Annotated in this window: 26 protein-coding genes; 7 read left to right on the top strand and 19 right to left on the bottom strand. The window is 71.4% G+C overall.

All coding sequences use genetic code 11. From position 1 onward, the window contains the following. The first annotated feature begins 22 nt into the window (after positions 1-22). Positions 23-1129 carry a hypothetical protein gene (locus AB0B48_RS00080; RefSeq protein ID WP_357193579.1) on the top strand — a complete coding sequence of 369 codons (1107 nt, stop codon included), beginning with the start codon at positions 23-25 and terminating at the stop codon, positions 1127-1129. Positions 1130-1135: 6 nt separating this feature from the next. Here the strand turns inward: AB0B48_RS00080 and AB0B48_RS00085 are convergent, their stop codons facing one another. Next, positions 1136-2092 (bottom strand): zinc-binding dehydrogenase, encoded by a 957-nt coding sequence (locus AB0B48_RS00085; protein ID WP_357193582.1) that lies wholly within the window; start codon positions 2090-2092, stop codon positions 1136-1138. A gap of 72 nt (positions 2093-2164) precedes the next feature. After that, a complete protein-coding gene (locus AB0B48_RS00090) occupies positions 2165-2629 on the bottom strand; it encodes an Lrp/AsnC family transcriptional regulator (protein WP_357193585.1) in 465 nt (154 codons plus the stop codon). 59 nt (positions 2630-2688) lie between these two features. Between AB0B48_RS00090 and ddaH the strand changes: the two genes are divergently transcribed. Next, positions 2689-3522: a dimethylargininase gene (gene ddaH / locus AB0B48_RS00095; protein ID WP_355004492.1), complete on the top strand. Its 834-nt coding sequence runs from the start codon at positions 2689-2691 to the stop codon at positions 3520-3522. Between the two features lie 67 nt (positions 3523-3589). On the opposite strand, the gene AB0B48_RS00100 is transcribed toward ddaH, so the two are convergent. Both AB0B48_RS00100 and AB0B48_RS00105 read right to left on the bottom strand, forming a co-directional pair. Continuing rightward, complete coding sequence (locus tag AB0B48_RS00100; RefSeq protein ID WP_357193589.1) at positions 3590-4777, bottom strand: ABC transporter substrate-binding protein; 1188 nt, start codon at positions 4775-4777, stop codon at positions 3590-3592. 81 nt (positions 4778-4858) lie between these two features. Then, complete coding sequence (locus AB0B48_RS00105) at positions 4859-5656, bottom strand: alpha/beta hydrolase (protein ID WP_357193591.1); 798 nt, start codon at positions 5654-5656, stop codon at positions 4859-4861. A gap of 84 nt (positions 5657-5740) precedes the next feature. Between AB0B48_RS00105 and AB0B48_RS00110 the strand changes: the two genes are divergently transcribed. Next, complete coding sequence (locus AB0B48_RS00110) at positions 5741-6343, top strand: bacterial proteasome activator family protein (protein ID WP_355004489.1); 603 nt, start codon at positions 5741-5743, stop codon at positions 6341-6343. A 2-nt stretch (positions 6344-6345) separates the two neighbouring features. On the opposite strand, the gene AB0B48_RS00115 is transcribed toward AB0B48_RS00110, so the two are convergent. From AB0B48_RS00115 to AB0B48_RS00125, 3 genes are all read right to left on the bottom strand, one after another. After that, a complete protein-coding gene (locus tag AB0B48_RS00115; RefSeq protein ID WP_357193594.1) occupies positions 6346-7158 on the bottom strand; it encodes an HAD family hydrolase in 813 nt (270 codons plus the stop codon). Then, entirely contained in the window at positions 7158-7979 is an 822-nt protein-coding gene (locus tag AB0B48_RS00120; RefSeq protein ID WP_355004487.1) for an HAD hydrolase family protein, read from the bottom strand. The genes AB0B48_RS00115 and AB0B48_RS00120 overlap by 1 nt, the downstream gene beginning before the upstream one ends. A gap of 173 nt (positions 7980-8152) precedes the next feature. After that, positions 8153-8896 (bottom strand): hypothetical protein, encoded by a 744-nt coding sequence (locus AB0B48_RS00125; protein WP_357193597.1) that lies wholly within the window; start codon positions 8894-8896, stop codon positions 8153-8155. A gap of 131 nt (positions 8897-9027) precedes the next feature. On the opposite strand from AB0B48_RS00125, the gene AB0B48_RS00130 reads away from it, so the two are divergent. The 3 genes from AB0B48_RS00130 to AB0B48_RS00140 all read left to right on the top strand — a co-directional run bounded on the left by AB0B48_RS00130 (position 9028) and on the right by AB0B48_RS00140 (position 10807). Then, complete coding sequence (locus tag AB0B48_RS00130; RefSeq protein ID WP_355004485.1) at positions 9028-9459, top strand: OsmC family protein; 432 nt, start codon at positions 9028-9030, stop codon at positions 9457-9459. A 149-nt stretch (positions 9460-9608) separates the two neighbouring features. Then, positions 9609-9956 carry a metallopeptidase family protein gene (locus tag AB0B48_RS00135; protein ID WP_357193788.1) on the top strand — a complete coding sequence of 116 codons (348 nt, stop codon included), beginning with the start codon at positions 9609-9611 and terminating at the stop codon, positions 9954-9956. A 128-nt stretch (positions 9957-10084) separates the two neighbouring features. Then, the gene (locus AB0B48_RS00140; RefSeq protein WP_354969821.1) at positions 10085-10807 is read left to right on the top strand and encodes an AIM24 family protein; all 723 of its coding nucleotides are present in this window, start codon (positions 10085-10087) and stop codon (positions 10805-10807) included. An 87-nt stretch (positions 10808-10894) separates the two neighbouring features. Here AB0B48_RS00140 and pheA read toward each other — a convergent pair whose 3' ends face one another. The 5 genes from pheA to AB0B48_RS00165 all read right to left on the bottom strand — a co-directional run bounded on the left by pheA (position 10895) and on the right by AB0B48_RS00165 (position 14403). Next, positions 10895-11848: a prephenate dehydratase gene (gene pheA, locus AB0B48_RS00145; RefSeq protein ID WP_355004484.1), complete on the bottom strand. Its 954-nt coding sequence runs from the start codon at positions 11846-11848 to the stop codon at positions 10895-10897. Positions 11849-11858: 10 nt separating this feature from the next. Continuing rightward, positions 11859-12365 (bottom strand): hypothetical protein, encoded by a 507-nt coding sequence (locus AB0B48_RS00150; RefSeq protein ID WP_357193602.1) that lies wholly within the window; start codon positions 12363-12365, stop codon positions 11859-11861. Between the two features lie 207 nt (positions 12366-12572). After that, positions 12573-12962 (bottom strand): ACT domain-containing protein, encoded by a 390-nt coding sequence (locus AB0B48_RS00155; protein ID WP_357193605.1) that lies wholly within the window; start codon positions 12960-12962, stop codon positions 12573-12575. 75 nt (positions 12963-13037) lie between these two features. Further along, positions 13038-13496 carry a hypothetical protein gene (locus AB0B48_RS00160; RefSeq protein WP_357193608.1) on the bottom strand — a complete coding sequence of 153 codons (459 nt, stop codon included), beginning with the start codon at positions 13494-13496 and terminating at the stop codon, positions 13038-13040. Between the two features lie 169 nt (positions 13497-13665). Beyond that, positions 13666-14403: a hypothetical protein gene (locus AB0B48_RS00165; RefSeq protein ID WP_355004480.1), complete on the bottom strand. Its 738-nt coding sequence runs from the start codon at positions 14401-14403 to the stop codon at positions 13666-13668. Between the two features lie 163 nt (positions 14404-14566). Between AB0B48_RS00165 and AB0B48_RS00170 the strand changes: the two genes are divergently transcribed. Further along, positions 14567-15781 carry an arginine deiminase gene (locus tag AB0B48_RS00170; protein WP_357193611.1) on the top strand — a complete coding sequence of 405 codons (1215 nt, stop codon included), beginning with the start codon at positions 14567-14569 and terminating at the stop codon, positions 15779-15781. On the opposite strand, the gene AB0B48_RS00175 is transcribed toward AB0B48_RS00170, so the two are convergent. The 7 genes from AB0B48_RS00175 to AB0B48_RS00205 all read right to left on the bottom strand — a co-directional run bounded on the left by AB0B48_RS00175 (position 15768) and on the right by AB0B48_RS00205 (position 22307). Beyond that, positions 15768-16655: a DUF5926 family protein gene (locus tag AB0B48_RS00175; RefSeq protein WP_357193613.1), complete on the bottom strand. Its 888-nt coding sequence runs from the start codon at positions 16653-16655 to the stop codon at positions 15768-15770. The genes AB0B48_RS00170 and AB0B48_RS00175 overlap by 14 nt on opposite strands. 59 nt (positions 16656-16714) lie before the next feature. Beyond that, positions 16715-17134 (bottom strand): ATP-binding protein, encoded by a 420-nt coding sequence (locus AB0B48_RS00180; protein WP_357193616.1) that lies wholly within the window; start codon positions 17132-17134, stop codon positions 16715-16717. Between the two features lie 61 nt (positions 17135-17195). Further along, positions 17196-18650, bottom strand: coding sequence for a PAS domain-containing sensor histidine kinase (locus tag AB0B48_RS00185; protein ID WP_357193619.1), 1455 nt, complete (start codon positions 18648-18650; stop codon positions 17196-17198). 54 nt (positions 18651-18704) lie between these two features. Then, complete coding sequence (locus AB0B48_RS00190; RefSeq protein ID WP_357193622.1) at positions 18705-19493, bottom strand: glycerophosphodiester phosphodiesterase family protein; 789 nt, start codon at positions 19491-19493, stop codon at positions 18705-18707. A gap of 10 nt (positions 19494-19503) precedes the next feature. Continuing rightward, entirely contained in the window at positions 19504-19839 is a 336-nt protein-coding gene (locus tag AB0B48_RS00195) for a rhodanese-like domain-containing protein (RefSeq protein WP_030331693.1), read from the bottom strand. Positions 19840-19897: 58 nt separating this feature from the next. Beyond that, entirely contained in the window at positions 19898-20815 is a 918-nt protein-coding gene (locus AB0B48_RS00200; protein WP_357193625.1) for an LCP family protein, read from the bottom strand. A 220-nt stretch (positions 20816-21035) separates the two neighbouring features. After that, positions 21036-22307 (bottom strand): LCP family protein, encoded by a 1272-nt coding sequence (locus tag AB0B48_RS00205; protein ID WP_357193628.1) that lies wholly within the window; start codon positions 22305-22307, stop codon positions 21036-21038. Positions 22308-22350 lie beyond the last annotated feature (43 nt).

Below are 22350 nucleotides of genomic sequence, written 5' to 3' on the forward strand. Positions count from 1 at the left end.
ATCGTGACGGACGGAGGCGATCATGACGGCTGACCACCCCTCGGCGCCGCACGGTGAGCTGCCCGGCGCTTCGATTGAGCCGGCGGAATCGATCCTGCTCGACGAGCCCAGCACCACCGACCTGCGGGCGAAGGTGACCGAGGCGTGGCGGGAGTTCGCCCGTGCGCTCGCCGTACGGCTGCGGGAACTTCCCGTCGGCGCAAACCTCGACCTGACCCTGGACCCCACCGCCTCCGGCACCGGGGACGCTGTCTATTCGATCAGCGTCGACGTGGACGCGGACCGGGTGTTGTCCGCCCGCGCGGTCGGCAACGCCGCTCTGCCGGCGGGCTACCGACTGGACCGGGGCGCGGTGGCGGACATGGTCGCGCTCGGTTGGTCCCCGCCCGGGGTGGTCGCCGGCTCTGGCGGTTCCTTCGGGCTGAACGCCACGACGGCCGAGTCGACCCAGGTCGCCACCCTGCTCTCCCGCACGCTGCGGGACGTCTACGGCGCTCCGCACCCGGCCTTCCTCGTCTATCTGGTGCACGACGCCGAGGGCGAGCCGTTGGCCGTGGAACCGCTGGGCACCGCTCGCAGCGAGTTCGGTCCGGACGCCGACGTCGAGGCGGACCTGGAGGAGGCGTTGGCCGAGGCGGCCGCCGCGCAGGTCGAGCAGGACGACGTGCTCGACCTGGCCGATCGGGTCCGAACCGTGGTCTCCACCATGTTGAAGTCGGACACCGACCGGTTGCAGATCGACTCGGACGGCGACATCACCATCCGCGCCGGCTCGGCGATGGTCTTCGTGCGCGTGCGGGACAACCCGCCCCTGGTGGACGTCTTCTCCCCGGTGCTCACCGAGGTGGAGCCGACCGAGCGGCTCTACGTCAAGCTCTCCGAACTGACGAACCGGATGCCGATCGGCCGCCTCTACTGCGCCGACGACACGGTGTGGGCGTCCATCCCGGTGTTCGGCCGCAACTTCCAGGCGACCCATCTGATGCTGGCGGTGCAGGTGATGACCGGTCTCGCCGACGAGTTGGACGACCGTCTGCACGGCGAGTTCGGCGGCAAGCGGTTCTTCGGTGAGGGTGACAAGCCGGTCCGACGCGACGAGTCGGAGCACCGCACCGGCATGTACCTCTGAGCTCGATCAGGCCACGTCCAGCAGGGTCTTGCCGACCGTCGCGCGCGCCTCGATGGCGGCGTGCGCGTCGGCGGCGCGTTCCAGTGGGAAGCGTTGGCCGATGAGCGGTCGCAGGTGGCCGGCCGCCGCGTCCGTCAGGGCCTGTTCGGTGTACGCCCGCAGCCGGGCCGGTGGCACGTCCGGGCGGATCATGGTGACCTGCCGTGCCGTGGCGGCCTCCGTCGACACCGGGGACCACTCTCCGCTCGCCAGCCCGAAGCTGACCATCCGGCCGCTCGGCGGGAGCAGGTCGAAGGCGGCCCGGGCCACCGAACCACCGACCCCGTCGAGCACCACGTCGACCCCGCCCACCGCGGCGCGGACCTGCTCGGCCCACTCGGGCAGCAGGTAGTCGACGGCCAGTTCGGCGCCCAGGCCGGGTAGCAGGTCCACCTTGCGTCGCCCACCGGCCACGCCGATCACCCGTGCCCCGGCGCGGACCGCGAGCTGCACCAACAGGCTGCCAACGCCGCCGGCAGCGGCTTCCACCAGCACCCGGTCGCCGGGGCGTACGCCGACCGCCTCGATGAGCATGGTGGCGGTCCGCCCGTCGGCCAGCAGTGCCACCGCCTCGTCCAGAGCCAACCCGGTCGGCACCGCGATCGTCGCCGACGCGTCCACTGCCGCGCGTTCGGCGTAACCGCCGGAACCTCCGGTGGCGCTGACCACCCGCTGCCCGGTCAGCGCCGGGTCGACGTCCGGCCCGACGGCGGTGATCACCCCGCCGACGCCGTTGCCGGGGATCAGCGGTGGGGTGAGGCGGAACGGGCCGGGGTGACCGGCGCGCAGTTGGGTCTCGACGAAGGTGATGTTCGCGTGTGCGACGTCGATCAGCACCTGGCCGGGACCGGGGACCGGGTCCGGCGCGGGGCCGGGCACCAGCACCTCGGGCCCGCCGAACTCACGTAACCAGATCGCCCGCATGACAGCCCCCTCGGCCCCGGTGGGCTGCCTCGCCCACTCGGGGCCAGTCCATCTCCTCAACCTGGGTTGAGGTCAAGAGGTGCCGGCGGACGGGCCGACGCCGGGCGACTCGACCAGCCGGGAGAGCACGATGGTGCTGCGGGTGGAGGTCACGAAGGACTCGGCACGCAGCCGCTCCAGTGCCGCCTCCAGGTGGCTGATGTCGGCGGCGCGCAGGTGCACGAGCGCGTCCGCCTCCCCGGAGACGGTGTACGCGCCGACCACCTCAGGGTGCCGGCGGGCGGCCACGCCGATCTGCGCCGGGGTGGTCCGGCCGGCGCAGAACAGCTCGACGAAGGCCTCCGTGGTCCAGCCGACGGCGGCTGGATCAACGACGGCCGTGAATCCCCTGATCACGCCGGTGGCGCGCAGTCGGTCGACGCGACGTTTGACCGCCGGGGCGGAGAGTGACACCCGGGCACCGATGTCGGCGTAGGACGCACGGGCGTCCGCGACGAGTAACGCAATGATCCGCTGGTCTACCGCGTCTATCTGCAACGTTCCGCCTCTGGGAAGCAACGCTTGTGGCTGTTTTCAAAGTTCCACGGTACCTACTCTTGGTGACCGTGAACCAGCAGCGTTTCCCGCGAAAGCGGACATATCTCATGTGCTCGCCGGAGTACTTCGCGGTCGAGTACGCGATCAACCCGTGGATGGACGTGACCACGCCGGTCGACCGGGCCCTGGCCGTCAAGCAGTGGGACCGGCTGCGCGAGACGCTTGTCGGCCTCGGCCACGAGGTGCACCTGCTCACCGCCGAGCAGGGCCTGCCCGACATGGTCTACGCCGCCAACGGTGGCTTCGTGGTGGACGGCAGCGTCTACGGCGCCCGGTTCAAGCACGAGCAGCGGGCCGCCGAGGCCGCCGCCCACCACGCCTTCTATGACGCGCAGGGCTGGCGGTTCATCGCACCCAGCGAGACCAACGAGGGTGAGGGCGACTTCGCGTACGTGCCGGAGGCGCACGGCGGGCTCATCCTGGCCGGGCACGGCTTCCGTACCGAGATCCCGGCGCACGCGGAGGCGCAGGAGGCGCTGGGCCGTCCGGTGGTGTCGCTGCGCCTGATCGACCCCCGCTTCTACCACCTGGACGTGGCGCTCGCGGCCATCGACGACGCGAATGTCGTCTACTTCCCGGGTGCGTTCTCCGCGGCCAGTCAGCGGGTGCTCACCCAGCTCTTCCCGGACGCGGTGATCGCCGACGACGAGGACGCGATGGCCTTCGGGCTCAACCTGGTCAGCGACGGCGCGAACGTGGTGCTGAACAGCGAGGCCACCCGCCTGGCCGGCAAGCTCAAGGCGGCCGGGTACACCCCGGTCCCGGTCGAGCTGGCCGAGCTGAAGAAGGGCGGCGGCAGCGTGAAGTGCTGCATCGCCGAGCTGCGGCACTGACCCGCGAACGTGCCGGGGCCGGCCTCCCACTGGGAGACCGGCCCCGAATCGTGCTCCGGGTGGGCGTTCAGCCCAGCGTGGCCAGCTCGTTGATCAGCACGTTCGACATGACCTGACCGTCGCGCTGCACCTCGCGCAGGTACCACTTCTGCTGCGGGGTACGCGGCTGGTTGAACTGCCAGATGCCGCGCGGGCTGTCGATCTGGCCGATCTTGCCCAGGGCCAGGTTGACCTGCTGCGGCGTGGGCTTCCCACCGGTCAGCTGGATGGCCTGGTCGAGCACCTGCGCCGCGTCGTACGACGCCATCGCGTACGTGGTGGGGGTGACCTGGTACTTCTTGCGGTACGCCGAGGCGAAGACCCGGTTCGACGTGTTGTTCAGGTCGGCCGAGTAGTTCAGCGCGGTCTGGATGCCCAGCGCGTTGTCCTTCAGGTTCTCCAGCACGGCGCCCTCGGTGAGGAAGCCGGGTGCGTAGATCGGCCCGGCGAACTTCTCGCGCAGCTGCTTGATGAACTCCACCGCCGCCGCTCCGGCGAAGAAGCAGAAGACCGCTGTGGGCTTCTTGGCCAGCGCCCTGCTGATGTCCGAGGCGTATGTCGTCTTGCCGGGGTTGGAGGTGGCGCTGGTGTAGGTCACCGCGTCGCGGATCCGGGGGTCGTTCGTGCCGAAGTACTCCCGGAAGCCGCGGACGACGTCCGGGCTGCCGACGTTCTCCGGCATGATGATCGCGACGCGGCCGTTCGCCGGCAGCTGGTCGCGCAGGTAGGTGCCCAGCGCCTTGCCGGCCTCGTCGAGCACGTACGAGGTCCGCCAGATGTAGAAGACGCTCTGCAGGCTGCTCGGTGAGGCGTTGGAGCCGATCAGCGGGACCCGGGCCTGCTCCACGGTGTCCCGGATGCCGACCATCACCGCCGAGTTGACGACGCCGGTGAGTGCCAGGACGCCCTGCTTGAGCAGGCCCTCGACGGCGGCCTTGCCCGTCTTGGCGGTGTCGCCCTCGTCGGCGGTCAGCAGCTCCACCGAGTGGCCGCCCAGCCGCTGGTCGTGCAGGTCGAGGAAGAGCTGGAAGCCATTGGTGATGTCATCGCCGATGCTCTTGAAACCACCGGCCTGCGGCGTGATCAAACCGATCTTGATCGGGCCCCGGTCGGCGGTCGGCTCGGCGTCACCGTCGGAGCCGCACGCGGCGACGAACCCGGTGGTTCCGAGCGCGGCCAACAGTTGGAGCGCCCGCCTGCGATTCATCTGCGACACCGAGTTCCTTCCAGGGAAGCGTTGCAGGGCTGAACACCGCCCCAACGGCGTTCTACCTGGTCCGCGACGCTGCGTCAATGGCTATTGATCATCGTGCAGGGACCGCAACACGGCAAGGACCTGAGGCCAGGCGACGGCCTCCGGGTCGATCAGCCCGAAATGCTCGCATCCGGGCAGTTCAACAAGGGAGATATCGGAACCCGTGGCACGCGCTTCCGCGACGAAATCCCGGCTCATCTCCACTGGAACCTGATGATCGTCGGACCCATGAACGACTACTGTGCGTGTTCGTATCGGTACCAACATCCGTGGATCCGCTGCCGCGTACCGGTCCGGGACGTGCGCCGGCCCGCCGCCGAGCAGCGCGGCGACCGCCCCCGAGTCCAGGTCCCGCCGGTACGCCTCGCCCAGATCGGCCACCGGGGCCAGGGCGAGTACTCCGCCCACCGTCGCCGGTGCGGTGCCCGCCACGTACAGCGCCAGGTGGCCGCCTGCGGAGTGCCCGACCAGGATCGGCGCGGCCAGGCTCACCCGGCCGGGCAGCGCCTCGGCCGCCAGCGCCGGCAGCTCGGCCACCCCGGTCAGTACGTCGGTGAGGGTGCCCGGCCAGCCGCCTCCCGGCTGCCCGGTGCGGCGGTATTCCAGCTGCGCCACCGGGTAGCCGTCGGCGGCGAGGGCTGCGGCCAGCGGGCCGGTGTGCCGTCGGTCGTACTCGGCCCGCCAGAAGCCGCCGTGCAGGACGACGACCAGCGGCCGGGCCGGCCCGGTGCCCGCCGGGAGGCGCAGATCGGCCACCTGATCCGGGTGGTCCCCGTACGCCACCGTCCGGTCGGGCTCCGGGGCGGGCCGGGTCAACACGGCGCGCGGGTCGACAGGCATGGCGCGACGGTAGCGCGCCCCGCCCGGGTGGTTCGGCCCCGGTAGTCGGTCCCGGGCGGCATGGGTCGCGCCCGCTGGGTAAAGATGGACCCCATGACCGAAGCGCGCTCCGCTGGACAGAACGACGAGCCCGGCCCCGACGACTCCGGCCACTCCGGCACAGTGGTGGTGGTTGGTCCGGACGGCCGGCCGATCGGCACGATGCAGACCGACGAGGGCCAGGGCGAGGACCCGACCCGCCTGGTCGAACAGCCGGCCAAGGTGATGCGGATCGGCAGCATGATCAAGCAGTTGCTGGAGGAGGTGAAGGCCGCACCTCTCGACGACGCAAGCCGCAGCCGGATGCGGGAGATCCACGAGCGGTCGATCGTCGAGCTCAAGGAGGGCCTCGCCCCCGAGCTTCGCGACGAGCTGGAGCGCATCTCGCTGCCCTTCGCCGAGGACAAGGCCCCCAGCGAGAGCGAGCTGCGGATCGCGCACGCCCAGCTCGTCGGCTGGCTGGAGGGCCTGTTCCACGGCATCCAGGCGGCCCTGGTGGCCCAGCAGATGGCCGCCCGGGTGCAGCTGGAGCAGATGCGCGGCGGCCGGCAGGCGCTGCCCAGCGGCCCCGGTGGGGTCGTCCCCGGGATGCCGGGCATCGGCCAGCCGGGCGGCGGCGAGGGCCACAACACCGGTCAGTACCTCTGACCTCAGTCCACCCCGAAGATCTTCTCCAGGTACGCCGCCACGCCGTCCTCGGTGTTCGCCGTCGTCACATCGTCGGCGACCGCCAGGACGGCGCGGTGCGCGTTGGCCACCGCCACACCACGCCCGGCCCAGGTCAGCATCGGCACGTCGTTCGGCATGTCGCCGAAGGCCAGCACGTCCTCCGCGGCCACCCCGACCTGGTCGCAGTACCAGGCCAGCCCCGCCGCCTTGGTCACGCCGGCCGCCGAGATCTCCACCAGCCCGGAGGACGACGAGTGCGTGGCCTCGGCCAACCCCGCCACCGCCGCGGCGATCAGCTCGGCGAAGGCATCCGGGTCCTGCTCGCCGGCTCGGGCGAGGAGCTTCACCGCCGGGACGGAGAGCAGCTCCTCCGGCGTCTCGACCGGTCGGATGCCGCTGGCGTCGGCGTCCCAGCGCAGGGGGTAGTGCTCCTCGTGCCGCATCTCCCGGCTGTCCAGGATCTCCACGGCGAAGCTGATCCCGGGCACCTCGGCCCGTAGCCTCCGGGCCACCTCGGCCAGGTGGTGCGGGGCGAGCGGGTCAGCCCGCACCACCTCGTCGGAGAACGGGTCGTAGACCACGGCGCCGTTGGCGCAGACCGCCGGCAGCGGTCGGGCGAGCTGGTCGTACACCATTTTGAGCCAGCGGACCGGACGGCCGGTGACCAGGACGACCGGCGTGCCTTGCGCGGAGATCCGCGCGAGCAGGTCGGCGGTGCGTGGGCTGACGGTGTGGTCGTCGCGGATCAGCGTGCCGTCGATGTCGGTGGCGATGAGGCGGGGTGTGTCTCCCATTACCGGGACAGTAGCCGGTCCAGATACACCGCCACCCCGTCGTCGTCGTTGCGCAAGGTCACCTCGTCGGCGACGGCACGCAACTCGGGGTGCGCGTTGGCCACGGCCACCCGCGACCAGCCGGCCCACTCGAACATCGGCAGGTCGTTGGGCATGTCGCCGAAGACCAGCACATCGGCCGGGTCGACCCCGAGGGTCTGCGCCACCACTGTCAACCCGGTCGCCTTGTCCACGCCGGGCGGGCAGATCTCGATGAAGCCGAGCCCGGCCTGGGTGAGCGTGGCGACCTGCGGCGGGACGATCCGGCGGGCCACCGCCAGCAGCTCGTCCACGTGATGGTCGGCGGTCCGGGCGAACGCCTTGATCACGTCGCAGGCGAGGCACTCGTCGCGAGTGCGTGCCTCGAAGCGGTCCTGGTACGGCCAGCTCTCGTGGTAGTCGCCCCACAGCGGGGCGTCGTGCTCGTCGGACGCCTCGACCATCACGGTCAGCGGGCCGACCTCCGCCTCCAGGTCGGCGAGGAGCCGAGCCAGCACCTCGGCGGGCAGCCGCTCGTCGCGGAGCACCACCGGGCCGCTCGGGTCGCTCTGGTCGACCACCCGTCCACCGCCGGCCATCACCAGGAAGTCGGCGGCGCGGATGTCGTTGCGGGTCAACTCGGTCAACCGAGGGCCGCGTCCGGTCGCGCCGACCACCGGGATTCCGGCGGCGCGCACCCGGTCGAGCACCCCATGGGTGTACGCGGAGACGGTGTCATCGCTGCGGACCAGCGTCCCGTCGAGGTCGGTCGCGATCAACTTGGGCAGTCCCGGGCGGGTCATGGTTCCTCCTTCGCCCGCCGCCGTCGCACCGCCAGGGTCAGGGAACCCGAGTCTCGGAGTGACGGCGGGTCAGCAACCGTACCTCGCGGAACGGGTCGCATCCATGACTTCCAGGCGAATCGGACGCCAACTCCCACCCACTCCTGTTCGGTGGGCGGGTGATGGGGGGCCGGTCAGGGCTGGGAGTCAGGGCGGGCGAAGGGGGCGGCGGGGGTGACCGTCAGGTCGGCCGGAGACGGAAGGCCGTCCTCGATCGGGTCGGGGCCCCGGCGGCGGCGCCAGGGGCGCGGTGCTGGCGCGTCGCCGGGCCGGTCATCGTCGTCTGGTGTGCCGCCGAACACGGCGGGGGGTGCGGCGGGAGTCAGTCGCAGAGCGGCAGCGAACAGCACACAGGCGACGAACGCCATCACCAGCCCACGGCCGTACTCGATCCGAAAGCCGTCCTCGAGCGAGTAGAAGAAGTTTCGCTGACCGGGGTTGTCGAGGCCCGCCGTGGCGGCCACCAGCAGCACCAGCAGGGCAGCGGCCAGGGTGAGGCCGGCCAGCCGGGCATTCGGCCGTACGGCCGCCGTGCCGCGCAACGTCAGCGCCACGGCACAGACGAGGGCGATAAGCCCGACCAGGTAGCCGACCCCGAAGCCACCGACCTCGGACACCCCGGCGGGCACCTCGATCGTCGTGTTGCCCTCGGGCCCACCGTTCGGCAGGCTCATCACCAGCCACTCACCGACGAGCGAGGCGATCGCGGCCACCGCGCCCAGACCGGCGAGCAGCAGGGGCAGCCGGGGATCCTGCGCGAGGTCGGCCGGGGACCAGGCGAAGCGGCGTCGCGGGGCCGGCTCGTCGGCACCCCACTCGATTACCGCAGGGGCCTCGGAGCGGTCGCCCTGCCGCGGGATCGGAAGCTCCTCGGACATCGGCCACCCTTCCGCCGGTCACGGACCTGGGTCGCATCATGGCACAGCAAGCTGGTGGTGACAGGGATCGCAGGGCTGGCGCGCGCGCCGGTCTGTCGCCCGATGGTCGCCTTTCCGCTAGCGTTTGCCCCATGCCTATCCGTACCGCTTCAGCACAATGGCAGGGCAATCTCACCGAGGGCGCGGGCACCATTCGCACCGGTAAGGGCGGCCTGTCCGGCAACTACTCCTTCAAGTCGCGCTTCGAGGAGGGTGAAGGCACCAACCCCGAGGAGCTGATCGCCGCCGCGCACGCCGGCTGCTTCTCGATGGCGTTCTCCAAGGCGCTTGCCGACGCGGGCTCGACGGCCACCTCGGTCGAGACCACCGCCAAGGTGCACCTGGACAAGACCGACGCCGGCATGACCGTGACCCGGATCGATCTGGAGACGGTCGGCCAGGTCCCGGGGATCGACGAGGCGGAGTTCCAGAAGCTCGCCGAGGCCGCCAAGGCCAACTGCCCGATCTCCCGTCTGCTCTCGCCGGGCGCCGAGATCACCCTCAACGCCCGCCTGGCTGCCTGAGCCAGCCGGCCCACCCCGTACGTCCACGGAAGGAGCCTCCGCCCGGTTTCGGGTGGTCGCTTCTTCCGTGCATGTGCGGATGACAGTCACCGTCGTCCAGCAGGACCGGGCCGCGTGCCCGCGCGTCGGGCACAATGGGCGAGGTGCCGGTGGAGATGAGCCGTGAGCGCTTCGAGGAGTTGGTCGGCGAAGCCCTCGACGAGGTGCCCGAAGAACTACTCGGCCTGATGAACAACGTGGTGATCCTGGTCGAGGACGACCCACCTCCGGGAGAGGTCGACCTGCTCGGCCTCTACGAGGGGCACGCGCTCACCGACCGCGGTTGGGGCTATTCCGGTGTGCTGCCCGACCGGATCTTCATCTACCGCCGTCCAATCCTGCGGATCTGCGACAACGACGACGACGTCATCGACGAGGTGGCGGTTACTGTGGTGCACGAGATCGCCCACCACTTCGGCATCGACGACGCGCGGTTGCACGCGCTCGGCTGGGGCTGAGCCCCGCCGCTCGACGTCCGCCCACCCGCGCCACACGAACGCGCCGCGCCGCCCGTCCGACGGCCGGCGCTTGCCGAGGTCGCCTACCGTCGGTGCAGCGAACGCGACCCTATTCAGGAGGCCCTTTCATGCGCAGCGAGCTGTTCTCCGCGGAGAATCTGGAGAAGGAGTCCGCGCAGCCCGGCATGCGGTTGCAGAACTCCAAGATGTTGAAGATCGAGCTCAACGGCGAGGCGATGGCCCGGGTCGGGTCGATGGTCGCCTACCAGGGGAATGTGCAGTTCCAGGCGTTGGGTTCAGGTGGGCTCGGCAAGTTCCTCAAGCAGAAGCTCACCGGCGAGGGCGTCCCGCTGATGAAGGTCACCGGGCAGGGTGACGTCTTCCTCGCCGAGCTGGCCAAGGACGTGCACATCATCGACCTGGAGCCGGGCGACGCCCTCTCCATCAACGGCAGCAGCGTGCTCGCCTTCGACTCCACCCTCCAGTACGACATCAGGATGGTCGGCGGCGCCGGGATGGCGTCCTCGTCCGGCCTCTTCAACTGTGTGTTCAGCGGCTACGGGCGGATCGCCATCACCACCAAGGGCACCCCGGTCGTGCTGAACGTGGACGCTCCGACGTACGTCGACCCCCAGGCCGCGGTCTGCTGGTCGGCAAACCTCCAGACCGGCTACCACCGGGCCGAACAGCTCGGCCTCGGCACTCTGTTGGGGCGCCGCACCGGTGAGTCGTTCACCATGAGCTTCGCCGGTCAGGGCTTCGTGGTGGTGCAGCCGTCCGAGGAGCCACCCGTCATGGGCAGTGGCCAGCAGCAGCAGGAGGGCGGTCTGCTCGGCGGTCTGCTGAGCTGATCGACAGTCGCGCGACGCGCACCTGATCCGTCGAGCTGACCGCGGCGGCGCGGGCGCTCCCGTTTCCTCGGGGGCGCTCCGCGTCGGTCAGGTCAACTCGCCGGTACGCAGGCGGGCCAACCAGGCCGCCGCGTCGGCGTAGTCGACGTCGGAGAGGCCCGCCGGCGCGGGCACCGGGCGTTCGCCCGCCTCGGCCCACCGGTGCCGGGGGTAGGAGCCCAGGAAGCGCACGTCGGCACAGACCCTGCGGAGCCCCTGCAACGCCTCGCCCAGGCGTACGTCGGCGACGTGGCCGGTGCAGTCCAGGAAGAAGACGTAGCGGCCCAACGCCTCGCCGGTCGGCCGGGATTCGATCCGGGTCAGGTTGACCCCACGGACGGCCAGCTCCATCAGCACGGACAGCAGCGCGCCGACCCGGTCGTGGGCGATGAAGACCGCGAGCGAGGTGAGGTCGTCACCGGTCGGCGGGGGTGGCGGCCCGGGGCGGGACACCAACGCGAACCGGGTCACCGCGTCGGGGTGGTCGGCGATCTTGTCGGCGAGTGTGGTGAGTCGGTGCCGGGCGGCTCCGATCGGTGCGCAGATCGCCGCGTCGTACTCGCCCGTGCCGGCACCGGCGGCCGCCGCGCCGTTGGAGAGCACGTCGACCACCACGGCGTCGGGCAGGTGGTTGCGCAACCAGCCCCGGCACTGGGTGGACGCCTGTGGATGGGCCGCCACGGTGCGGATCGAGGTCAGCGGGGTGTCGGGCCGTGCGGCGAGCACGAACTCCACCGACAGGATCACCTCCCGGGTGATCACCAGCGGCTCGCCCTCGGCCATCTCGTCCAGCGTGACGCCCACCGCCCCGCCGATCGAGTTCTCCAGTGGCACCAGGGCGGCGTCGGCGTCGCCGGCGCGGACGCTGTCCAGCGCCTCTCCGACGCTGCGAGCGGGCGTACGGGCGCCGCGCTCGGCGGCGGGTATCGAGCGCAGGGCCTGCTCGGCGAAGGTGCCTTCCGGCCCGAGGAAGACGAAACGTGTCGGCGGTGTTCCCGGCATGCCGATCAGCCTACGCACCCGGCCCGTTGGCCGGGCCGGCGTCACAGGCGAGGGCCCGAATCCCGGCCGGACTGGTGGCGCGGACCTCGATGGTGCAGACGTCAGTGCCGGCGGTGACCAGCACCGGGGAACCGGGCTCGCCCCGGGTGATCACCTGGAGTTCCTCGTGCCCGGTCACCGTCAGCACTGTGAACTGCCAGTCGCCCGCGCAGAGCGGCCCGGTGCGGACCTGGACCCGGACGTTCGCCGGCAGCACTCCGGCCCTGCCCCGCAACAGTTGCAGCACACGCTGGCCGGTCGGCCCGTTGCGGCAGGCCGTCGCGACCAACCCGCCGTCCGGGGTGGGCGTGACAGTGCCGAGAGACGGGGCGGTGGCCGGCGGGGTGGTCGGCGGGGTGGCCGGTGCGGTGCTCGGGCCGGACGGTGTCGGGGCTGCGGTGTGGGTGGGAACGCTCGTCGGCTCCCCCAGCCCGGGTGGGGCGCCACAGCCGGCCAGCGCCGCGACGGCGAGCGCCATCGGCAGGACTCGGGCGAGGCTCCGCGCCGGAACGCGATCGACTGCCCGCCCAGGAGCCGCCGGTGCGGGGTGGATCGTCGACCGCGGTGCGGGGGACGCGGGCGGGGGCGGGATGAACGGCACGGGCCGATCCTCGGGACATCGGAGAATTCTTCGCGGCCGGGGTGGCCGAGCCCATCGTAGGGTGAGCGGCCGGTCGGGTGAAGGTCAGCCGGTGACGCGATGCCCGGCGCGCTGGAGCGCGGCCGTGCCCTCGGTCAACCGGACGGTCGGCACCAGCAGATAGTCGGTGTCGAACGTGGAGAACGTGACGGCACTGACCCGGGCCTCGGCGAGCGGGTCGACCAGCGCGGCCAGACTGCCGGTGCCGGCCAGCGTCACCGGGGCGGTGACCCGTAGGCAGCGCCAGGTCGTCTCCACCACGGCCTGTGCCGGCGCCCGCTCGGTCGGGCAGATCACGGAGATCCCGTCGGAGGTCCAGCTCACGGTCACCACGTCCGCGCCGCGCAGCCCGCTCGACAGCGCGTACGGCAGGGTGTTGCCAGGAGCCAGCCGGCACACAGCGTATTCCCCCGGCAGCAGAGCGATATCGAGCATGAGGGCACCCTACGGCCTTCGTGCAAACCCGCCCCGGCAACGCCGCGTGCGGCGAAGGACACACTGCGCCGCAGGTCAGACCTCGGAGAAGAAGGTGAGTGAGCCGGCGACGGTGCCGTCGGTGAGCACCGGGGTGGAGATCGCGTCAACTGTCGCGTCGGAGCTGTTCGCGGAGGCGGCCTGCACCCTGAGTAGCCCCCGGGCGAGTCGGCCGGAGGAGAGCGCCAGCAGGGGCGGAATCTTGTCGATCTCGGCTTCGGTCAGCTCGCCCCGGTTGGCGGTGAAGTCGAGCAGGCGCAGCCCGCCATCGAGCAACGGTCGACCGATCAGCCCGGCCGGCTCACCGAGGCAGAGCAGTTCGCAACCGGCCGCGGAGATTGCCACCACCCGGGTGTCGGCGTCGATCAGCAGGCACGGCTCGTCGGCCCGGGAGACTGTCGACGACCATTGGCCGACATTGTCGGACTCCGGCTCTGTCGAGGCCCGCACCGCCGGCACGAACGCTTCCGAGAGCGAAAGTTCGACGTGGGCCACCGCGCCTCCTATGTGCACCGATCGACTGTCCACGCTAGCGGGTCGCCGACGGAATCACCGAGCGCACCGGGTCACCGGGGCGCGCAGCGTGAACCGCAGCGACCGGTGACGGCGCGGAAACCGGTGAGGTGAACGGGGGGACCGGAGCCGCGTGGCGTCGCCGGTGACGTTACCGGCGGTGGGCCGGCTTGTCAGCGGCCGTTCGGCCCTCGTCGTACCACCGGTAGTCGGCGGTTGGACGGTACGTGCCGTTCAGCCAGGTGCCCGGGTGTTGCGCGACCCGGGAAAGCTTCTCGGCGGTGGCAGGGCTGATCCGGCTGCCACCGGCCACGAGCAGCCGGTCCAGTTCCCGGTGGGTGGCCATCAGACAGTCCTTCGGAAGGCCGTAGACGCTGATCACGCCCGAACCGACGAAGGTCAGCACCGGTGTCACCGGAACGGGAAGCCCCACCGCCTCCGAGAGGGCCTTGCTGGCCCTCTTGGCGTCCCGGCGGGACTCGGCCACGTACGGAGGTCGCTTGCCGTTGATCTGCACCACGTCTCCGGCGACGAGCACCCGGGCCCGGCCGTGGTCGGCGATGGTCACGGCGAAGAGGCCACTCGGCCCGATGGCGAGGAACCCGGCTCGATCGTCCTGACCGTGGTCGAGGACGTCTGTCACGTCGGTGCGCGGCCACTCGATCACGTGCCAGGAAGGCCCGAGGTGGTCGAGTTGGCCCAACGCCCGTGCACCGGCCGCCTCCAGGCGGCGTGCACCCCGCTCAGCACGACGGCGGCGGGCCCATTCGAGCGGTGTCGGACGGACCGGTTCGAGAACCCCCGGCGCCTCGACGCGGGGGTGTGGCACCGCGACGGGCGGCAGTGCCCGAGCGGACGGTACGGCTCGTCGTGCGGGAAAGACAGTCATCGCGACCTCCGGCAAAAGGTCCCTCGAAGTTATGTCCTCACTACCCTACGTTGCCACTACCGGTGTTCTGCAAGCCGGAGCGCCGGAGTGACTGTGGATGAATGCCATATTCATCCACAGTTCTTTTCTCGGATGCCGCTAAACCCTGCCCTACGCTGCGGGAGTGACCCACTACGTCGACAGTGAAGTCGGCCGGCTCGGCACCGTACTGCTGCACCGGCCCGGCCCCGAACTGGCCCGGCTCACCCCGCGCAACAACGACTCGCTCCTGTTCGACGCGATCCCCTGGGTGGAGCGCGCCCAGGAGGAACACGACGCGTTCGCCGCCGCCCTGCGCGAACGCGGCGTCGAGGTGCTCTACCTGGCCACTCTGCTGGCCGAGACGCTGGCCGTCGCGGACGCCCGGGCCGAACTCACCGAGCAGGTGCTGCGCTCCCGGCGGCTCGGCGACACGCTGCGCGCCCGCGTCGCCGACCACCTCTCCTACCTGGACCCGGCCGCGCTGGCCGACGTGCTCACCGCCGGGCTGGCCCACGAGGAGTTGCGGATCAGCTCCGAGCGGCCCGGTGGGCTGGTCTACACGCTGATGGACCGACACGACTTCGTCATCGACCCGTTGCCCAACCTGCTCTTCACCCGCGACTCGTCGCTGTGGATCGGCGACCGGGTCGGCGTCACCAGCCTGGCCATGCCGGCCCGCCGCCGCGAGACCACCCTGACCGACGCCATCTACCGCCACCACCCCCGGTTCGCCGGCACCGAGTTCGTCTACCGCCCAAGCCTCGAGCACCTGGAGGGCGGGGACGTGCTGCTGCTCGCGCCCGGCGTGCTGGCGGTCGGGGTGGGTGAGCGGACGACACCGGCCGGCGCGGAACGCCTCGGTCGGCAGGTCTTCGCCGCCGGCCTGGCCCACACCATCCTGGTGGTCCCGATCGCCCAGAAGCGCGCCACCATGCACCTGGACACCGTGTGCACGATGGTCGACGTGGACGCCGTCCTGATGTACCCCAACATCGCCAGCACGCTGTCCGCGTACACGGTGATCGCCGGCGGGGACGGCGAGGATCCGCGGGTGGACGGGCCGGCACCGTTCCTGCGGGCCGCCGCCGACGCGATGGACCTCGACCTGCTCCGGGTCATCGACACCGGCCTGGATCCGGTCACCGCCGAACGCGAGCAGTGGGACGACGGCAACAACACGCTCGCGCTGGCCCCCCGGCTCTGCGTCGGCTACGAGCGCAACACGGCGACCAACGCCCAACTGGAGCGGGCCGGCATCGAGGTGATCCCGATCGCCGGCTCCGAGTTGGGCTCCGGTCGGGGCGGACCGCGCTGCATGTCCTGCCCGATCACCCGGGACCCGCTCAGCGCAGGGTGAGCTGGCGGCCGAGCAGCCCCTGACGGGCCCGGCGGCCGGCGGCGTCGAGTGGGTCGGTGACGGTGAGCGCCTCGGCGTACCGCTTGGCGAACTGCGCCACCGGCTCCTCCCACTCGGCGGCCGGGGTCTCCTCCGGCAGGTCCCAGACCGGCACGAGTCGACCGTGCGCGCGGAACATGCCGGCGAACTTGGTCTGCTCGCCGAGCGTCAACGTGCCAGCCGCGCCGAGTCGAGCCAGCGCGTCCAGGGCGGCGTCCTCGTCGTCCGGCAGCACCCAGCGCACGTGGGCCTTCTCCGGGACCTGACACCAGTACGCGGCCTTCGCCGCGGTCAGCCGGACCGTTGGGTAGATGGCCGCGTTCGCCCGCTCCAGTGACGCCTGGACGGTCGGATCGTCGGCGGCCCCGGGGTCGAGCCAGAAGTCGAAACCGTCGTGCATGGTGATGTCCAGCGGACCGTCCACGAGGATGTCCTGCAGCCGGGGCCCGGGGCCGGGCAGCGGCGCCACCGCCACCTGGCCACCCGGCTCAGCACGCAGCGCGCTGAGCAACGCGTCGGCCAGGTCCCGCGACACGTCACCGGACTGCTGGTGGCGCTGGAGGCCGATCAGCACCCGGCCATCCGGCTTGGTGATCGCCGGGGCGGCCATGGGCAGCACCGTGGCGAGCGTCGCCGTCCGGTCACCGAACTCGTCGACCAGGGCGGGCGCCAGCCGCAGCGGGGCGGAGGCAGCGGGCACCAACTCGCGCAGCGCGATCCACTCGGACTCGTCGACCAGCCCGTCGAACGGACGCGGCACGAAGACGTCCCGCACCTTGTCGCGACGGGGGGTGGTGTCGGCGGCGGCACGCTGGCTCTTTCGACGCTTACTCACGGCGTCACAGCCTAGAGCTTCGAGCGGCTCGCCGTGACCGGGACCCGCCCGAGTGGTCCTCAGCCCGCCGGCACCAGGTCGGGTCGGGGTGTCGGCACCCCGTCGAACTCCGCCCAGACGCGCTGGCCCATGCCGTCCTGCTCGAAACCCCAACGGGTCGCCAGGCCGGCCACGATGTGCAGGCCGCGCCCGTCCGCCGCATCCGGGCTGGCCGTCCGGAGCCGTGGCCCGGTGCTCGCGCTGCCGCCGTCCGTGACCCGAAGCTGGATCAGTGTGCCCTCGGCCGAGGGCCGCAGGTGCCAGGCAACCCTGATCACGTCGCCGGGCAGCGGTCTGGCGTGCCGCACCGCGTTGCCCACCAGCTCCGCGAGCACCGCGATCAGGTCCGCGAGGATCGTCGGGGGTACGACATCCGTCAGCTCGGCGGCGAGCCGGTGTCGGGCCAGCCGTGCCCCGCCCGGGTGGTGAGGAACCACCACGCACCAGGCCCGATCCCTCGTTGCCGCTGCCACCGTCGCCTCCACGTCGCGCCACCCCTGGTCAACCGCGTGGTAGCCGCACCTCTGCGACCGTACCGCCGCCGGTCCTCGGACGTAGGGATACCCATCCATTCTGTTGTTCAACGATCCGGCGGACGAGATAGAGCCCGAGCCCGGCTCCGGGATAGCCGCGCCGGTCGCCGGACTCGCCCTGCCAGAACCTGTCGAACGCCCGTTCCACGTGCTCGGGTCGGATGCCGATGCCCTGGTCGCTGACCCGGAACGCCACCAGATGACCGTCGCCCGAGGCGGTGATCTCGATGGGAGATTCAGGTGCCGAGTACTTACCGGCGTTCGTCGTCAACTCGGTCAGCACCGTGGCCAGGCTGGGCCGGTGACCGAGCGCCTTGGGCAGGTCGCTCGGAAGGCGGAGCACCAGCCGGCGGCGCAGCTCGGCCGGCAGGTCGACGACGGCGGAGCGCAGCGCCTCACCGAGGTCGAACGGGGTGGGAGGGTCGTCGCCCGGCCCCACCTCGGCCGCCGAGCTGAGCAGACGGTCGACCAGCCGGGCCAGCTCGTTGGCGCGTTGCCCGATTACCCGGGCCGCCTGCCTTCGGTCGACGTCGGTCAGCGACTCCCAGTGGTCGGTGAGGGTGTCCGCGTACCCCTTGATGACGGTGACCGGGGTGCGTAGCTCGTGGCTGGTCACCGCGACGAACAGTTCGCGGTCGTGGTCGCGGCGCTGCTGGTCGGTGATGTCGCGGAAGGTGACCACCCGTAACGTTCCCGGGCCGGGCAGGTCGCCGGAGGTGATCCGCAGCCAGCGGCCGTCCGGCATCCGGTGGTCCCGAACCTGCCCGGAGGGTGGCAGCGGGAACGGCAACGGGCGGCTCAGCGACTGCTCGACCGTCCGGCCGGTGACCTGGGCGGCGGCCGGGTTCCAGAGCCGGACGTGCCCGTCCCGGTCGACGACGGCCAGCCCGTCGGCGAGGGCCGCCACCACCGGGCCGTCGCCGTGCACCGGCAGGCCACTCTGGTCGCCGTACATGTGCCCGACGCAGGAGGCGAGATAGGCGATCACCCCCTGCTGCTCGGCGCCCGGCTCGTCGTCGCCCGGGTAGAGCGCGTGCAGGCTGCCGACGGTGTGACCGCCGATCTCGGCCCGGGAGACGACCATCCGGCGCAGGCCGCTGCCGGCCAGTTCGGCGGCCAGCTTGCCGTTGAGGTCACTCACCCGCGCCTGTCGTACTCGTGGCCCGGTGAGCAGGCAGACGGTGTCCGGGTCGTCGACCGCCAGTGGTCGGCCCAGGGCCCATTCCGCCGCGCCGGTCGCGGCGATGACGCGACCGCCGGTGGGACCGAACTCGACGAACGCCATCCCGGTCGCGCCGAGCGCCGGCTGGGCCACCCGGAGCAGTTGGGTGAGGACCGGCAGGCCCGCGTCGCCTGAGTTGATCATCTCGATCACGACGGTGTGGCCGGCGAGGAGAGCGGGGAAATCGATACGCTCCGGCATGTGCCGAGTCTGCCCCGCCGACCCGGTTTTGGGCACCCCCGCCCGGTCGATGGGTCAGCGGTCCAGCCGGGCGAGGGCGTACGCGGGCCGGTCGGTGATGATCCCGTCCACCCCGGCGGCCAGCACCAGCTCCAGGTCGGTCGGCTCGTTGATCGTCCAGACGTACACCTGGTTGCCAGCGGCGCGTAGCGCGGGCAGCAACTGCGGGCGGGTCCGGACCAGGCCGATGCCCGGCCCGGCGATCCGGGTGCCGAACGGCAGCCGACCCAACCGCAGCCAGCGCGGCAGCACCTCCAGCAACAGCACGGTGGGCAGCGTCGGGGCCAGCTCGCGCACCCGACGGACCGCCAGCGGGGAGAACGACATGACTGTTACCTGCACCGGGTCGTCCGGCGTGGGGTCGGCGAGCCCGTACCGGCGCAGCAGGCTGACCAGCCGCCGTTCCACGTTCGAGCCGTAGCGGGACGGGTGCTTCGTCTCCACCAGCAGTCGGACCGGCCGCCCGGCGGCGAGCACCGCGTCCAGGAGCCGGGCCAGGGTCAGCAGCCGGGTGTGTGACTCGTCAGGCGGCAGATCACCGTCCGGGGCGCCGCCCGGGTGCCACGAGCCGAAGTCCAGGGCGTCCAGTTCGGCGAGCGTACGCGCGCTGACCAGACCGCGACCGTTGCTGGTGCGGTCCAGTCGTCGGTCGTGCACACAGACCAGGTGCCCGTCCCGGGTCAGCCGGACGTCGCACTCCAGGCCGTCGGCGCCCTCGTCGAGGGCGCGCAGGTACGCGGCGAGGGTGTGCTCGGGTAGGTCGAACGAGGCGCCGCGGTGCGCGAAGACCAGTGGCCCGCCCATTGCGCCGGCCTCAGATGACCTGGCCGGGCTGCCCGTTCGCATCGACCACCGGTCGGCCGACGGCAGCCCACTGGCGCATCCCGCCGTCGGCGTTGCGCACCTGCTCCCAACCGTTGTTGATCAGGTAGGCGACGACCTGGGCGGAACGCCCGCCGGAACGGCAGACGACCGCCACCTCCCGGTCGGTGGGCACCTCGGCCAGCCGGGCCGGCAGCTGCATCATCGGCAGGTGGTGAGCGGTGGGGGCGTGGCCGGCCGCCCACTCGTCGTCCTCCCGCACATCCAGCAGGTAGGTCTCGTCGGCGATCTCGGTCACGGGCACTGTGGGAACCTGGGGTCCGAACACAGGAAGCAACACTAGATCCTCGTGGCCCGGTTCGACACCGACCGGGCCGTCGGCACCGTCACAACCGGGTCACCCAGCGGGGATTGGCCTGCGCCCAGGCCGGCACCCGGGTGTCGCGCAGCGCCTCGAACAGCCCGTTGCCGCCGTTGTCCAGCACCACGTACGAGACCTCGTCGATGGTCTGCGGCGAGGAGGGCACCTGGACGCCGCGCATCCCGTCGGGCGGCAGCGCGCGCAGCGCGAGGAGCAGATCCTCCAGGGGTACGCCGTTGGTGTCGACGGTCAACGAGCCGCCGACCGCCCGGAGCACCTGGTCCAGTTTGACGGGGTTGCTCCGCAGGTCCGCCTTGCCGGCGCTGTCCAACATCGCCCTGAGCAGCTGCTGCTGGTGGTGCTGCCGGTCGTAGTCACCGCCGGGCAGGTCGTAGCGCTGTCGGACGTAGTCGAGCGCCTGCGCGCCGTCCATCTGCTGGCAGCCGGTGGGGAAGACCCGGTTGGTGTGGATCGAGCGGACCTCGGTGTCCACGCACATCTCCACCCCGCCGAGCAGGTCGATGACCTTCCGGAAGCCGGAGAAGTCGATCAGCGCGGCGCCGTCGAACCGGATGCCGGTGAGCCGGTGCAGGGTGGCGGAGAGCAGTTGGGCGCCGGCCTGCCCGCCGCCGCCGTGCTCGTACGCGGCATTGATCTTGTCTTGACCGCCGCCGAAGCCGTTCGCGGGCGGGATGGCGACCAGCAGGTCACGCGGGATGGAGACCAGGTACGCCTCCCGCTGCCCGGCGGGGACGTGCACGATGAGGATGGTGTCCGAGCGCTGGTCGGGGCCGCTCTCGCCCGGGCGCCGGTCGGAGCCGACCAGGAGGTAGTTGAGCGGGCCGTCCAGGTCGGTGCGCTCGGTGCGGGCGTCGGCGTCGAGCAGTTGCTCCTTGGTCACCGTGCGGTCGTAGCGGTGGCTGAGCGTCTTGAGCCCGGCCACGGCGAGCCCCGCCAGCAGGACGAGGGCCAGGCCGATGCCGAGCAGGATCCGCGGCCCACGGGCGCGGGGCGACCGGGCGGACGGGGCTGCTTCGGCCCGGCCCGCTGCGTTCCGTCCCCACCTGGACGTGACCGCCTCCCCGCAGCCGATACGTGAAACCCGTTCACGTCAGGCTACGGGCGGTGAGGAGGTCGTCGCTGGCTTTCCGCGACTCCCGGCCTCACTTGCGAGTGGAGATCACCTCGGGGTGGGTGAAGACGAACTCGGCGAGTTTGTCCTGCTTGACCGCCTGGAACATCGCCAGGGTCTCTTCGTTCAGACCCTCGGTGTTGTTGTTGTTGGCGTTGAAGGTGCCGTTGTTGGTCTTGAGCATGGTCAGCTCGTTGCCGGTGACCCCGCGCATGGTGAAGATGAAGTCCTCGATCGGCACGCCGCCGGTGTCCAGCACGAATGCCTTGCCCGCCGCCTTGATCAGGTTGTTCATCTTGGCCGGGTTGGACAACATCCCACCCTCGGTGGCCTTCTTCGCCATCGCCTTGATCAGCTGCTGCTGGTTGGCCTGCCGGTCGTAGTCGCCGTTCTTGAGGGTCTTGCGCTGGCGGGAGTAGTCGAGCGCGGCCCAACCCTCCATCTCCTGGCAGCCCTTCTTGTGCACCACCGGGGTCCGCTGCTTGCCGGTCTTCTTGGCGTCCGCGTTCCACATGGGCTTGCCGTCGACGTACGACATGTGCAGCGACTTGACCTCCTGGCTGACACAGATCCGCACCGTGCCCAGGGTGTCGATGACGTTCTTGAAGCCACCGAAGTTGATGATCGCCGCGCCGTCGAAGCTGATCCCGGTGAGCCGCTTGATCGTCTGGGCCATCAGCTGGGCGCCACCCTCCCAGCCGCCACCGTTGGCGGCACCGGCCTGGAACGCGGCGTTGATCTTTCCGGAACCGCCGCCGTAGCCGCTCTTCTTGAACGCCGGGATCTGCGCCTCGGTGTCCCGGGGGATCGAGATCAGGTACGCCTGGTCGTGCGTGGCCGGAATGTGCAGGACGATGATGCTGTCCGAACGGACGTCGTCGGCGGCCCAGCGCTCCCGCGCGTCCACGCCGAGCAGCAGCATGTCGATCGGGCCGTCCAGGCTCGCACCGCCCTCGGCGTCGGACTTGCCGGCATCACCCAGCAGGTTGCCCTTCGCGATGCCGCCGGTCGCCTGCCCGATCAACGCCTTGCTGCCGACGATGGCCACCCCGCTGCTCAGCATCAGCACGGCACCGAAGACGACGGTCAGCCTGGCCCAGAGCGGGTCCTTGCGCTTGGTCCGCTTCTTCGACCCACCGCCACCCGGGCGGTCGCCGCCACCGCCACCACCGCCGCTACCCGGCGGACGCGAGCCCGGCCCGCCTCCCGAGGGGCGCGCCTGCGCGGGTATGGCCGCAGCGACTCGGCCGCTGGGGGCGGCGGACCCGGAGGAAGAAGGGCGACGACTGGCCTGAACCGGCATGCGTGCTCCAGCTCGTGATCAGGAGGGGGCGGCACCACTGTAC

Origin of the sequence: Micromonospora sp. NPDC049089 (assembly GCF_040648775.1) — a bacterium.
Lineage (GTDB): Bacteria > Actinomycetota > Actinomycetes > Mycobacteriales > Micromonosporaceae > Micromonospora.

Excerpts from the sequence above, each read along its gene's own strand:
- AB0B48_RS00125 (WP_357193597.1), bottom strand. The coding sequence starts at position 8,896 with ATGTCCGAGGAGCTTCCGATCCCGCGGCAGGGCGACCGCTCCGAGGCC.
- AB0B48_RS00150 (WP_357193602.1), bottom strand. The coding sequence starts at position 12,365 with ATGGCGCTCGCCGTCGCGGCGCTGGCCGGCTGTGGCGCCCCACCCGGG.
- AB0B48_RS00085 (WP_357193582.1), bottom strand. The coding sequence starts at position 2,092 with ATGCGGGCGATCTGGTTACGTGAGTTCGGCGGGCCCGAGGTGCTGGTG.
- AB0B48_RS00155 (WP_357193605.1), bottom strand. The coding sequence starts at position 12,962 with ATGCTCGATATCGCTCTGCTGCCGGGGGAATACGCTGTGTGCCGGCTG.
- AB0B48_RS00120 (WP_355004487.1), bottom strand. The coding sequence starts at position 7,979 with ATGACCCGCCCGGGACTGCCCAAGTTGATCGCGACCGACCTCGACGGG.
- pheA (WP_355004484.1), bottom strand. The coding sequence starts at position 11,848 with ATGCCGGGAACACCGCCGACACGTTTCGTCTTCCTCGGGCCGGAAGGC.
- AB0B48_RS00110 (WP_355004489.1), top strand. The coding sequence starts at position 5,741 with ATGGACCCCATGACCGAAGCGCGCTCCGCTGGACAGAACGACGAGCCC.
- AB0B48_RS00140 (WP_354969821.1), top strand. The coding sequence starts at position 10,085 with ATGCGCAGCGAGCTGTTCTCCGCGGAGAATCTGGAGAAGGAGTCCGCG.
- AB0B48_RS00115 (WP_357193594.1), bottom strand. The coding sequence starts at position 7,158 with ATGGGAGACACACCCCGCCTCATCGCCACCGACATCGACGGCACGCTG.
- AB0B48_RS00165 (WP_355004480.1), bottom strand. The coding sequence starts at position 14,403 with ATGACTGTCTTTCCCGCACGACGAGCCGTACCGTCCGCTCGGGCACTG.
- AB0B48_RS00130 (WP_355004485.1), top strand. The coding sequence starts at position 9,028 with ATGCCTATCCGTACCGCTTCAGCACAATGGCAGGGCAATCTCACCGAG.
- AB0B48_RS00185 (WP_357193619.1), bottom strand. The coding sequence starts at position 18,650 with ATGCCGGAGCGTATCGATTTCCCCGCTCTCCTCGCCGGCCACACCGTC.
- AB0B48_RS00190 (WP_357193622.1), bottom strand. The coding sequence starts at position 19,493 with ATGGGCGGGCCACTGGTCTTCGCGCACCGCGGCGCCTCGTTCGACCTA.
- AB0B48_RS00105 (WP_357193591.1), bottom strand. The coding sequence starts at position 5,656 with ATGCCTGTCGACCCGCGCGCCGTGTTGACCCGGCCCGCCCCGGAGCCC.
- AB0B48_RS00080 (WP_357193579.1), top strand. The coding sequence starts at position 23 with ATGACGGCTGACCACCCCTCGGCGCCGCACGGTGAGCTGCCCGGCGCT.
- AB0B48_RS00205 (WP_357193628.1), bottom strand. The coding sequence starts at position 22,307 with ATGCCGGTTCAGGCCAGTCGTCGCCCTTCTTCCTCCGGGTCCGCCGCC.